Raw genomic sequence first — 430 nt, forward strand, 5'->3', positions numbered from 1 at the left:
ATGGGACGCAGACCAAACCAGGCCTGCAACGTGCCGGCCCCAATTAGGGCTATTGCCAGTGTGCCGAGTGACAGGGCCAGCGCCTGATTAAAATGTCTCAGTACATCATCGACGATCCGCTGGTCGGCGCCAATTTGAAGCACGTAACCGTTTTCAGCGGTCTGCCACGGTCGCTCATATGCGATCATCGGCTCACCAGCCGGGCCAGCTTCGACTGAGCGAGTAAGCTGCCGATCCGCCCCCCGCGCGGGTGGCGGAAAACGCCGTTGCGGTTCGAGGGAGGCTGATTGTAGGACGATGCCGTTGCGATCGCTCACCTGCCAGTAATAGCCAGTCCCGGGCTGCGCGAAGCGCGGATCACTGAGCCTTTGTGCCAGAGCGACATGTCCGTCGGCCGTGCGGGCCAACAGACCTTCGAGCTCGTCGAGAT

At 61.6% G+C, this 430-nt stretch carries 1 protein-coding gene; it reads right to left on the bottom strand.

Going from position 1 to position 430, the window contains the following annotated elements; translation table 11 throughout:
- Positions 1-430 (bottom strand): hypothetical protein (locus tag AACY19_RS27480; RefSeq protein WP_339454641.1); only part of this gene is annotated, 430 nt, incomplete at both ends.

Origin of the sequence: Pseudomonas sp. EA_5y_Pfl2_R50, from assembly GCF_963970475.1 — a bacterium.
Classification (GTDB): Bacteria; Pseudomonadota; Gammaproteobacteria; order Pseudomonadales; family Pseudomonadaceae; genus Aquipseudomonas.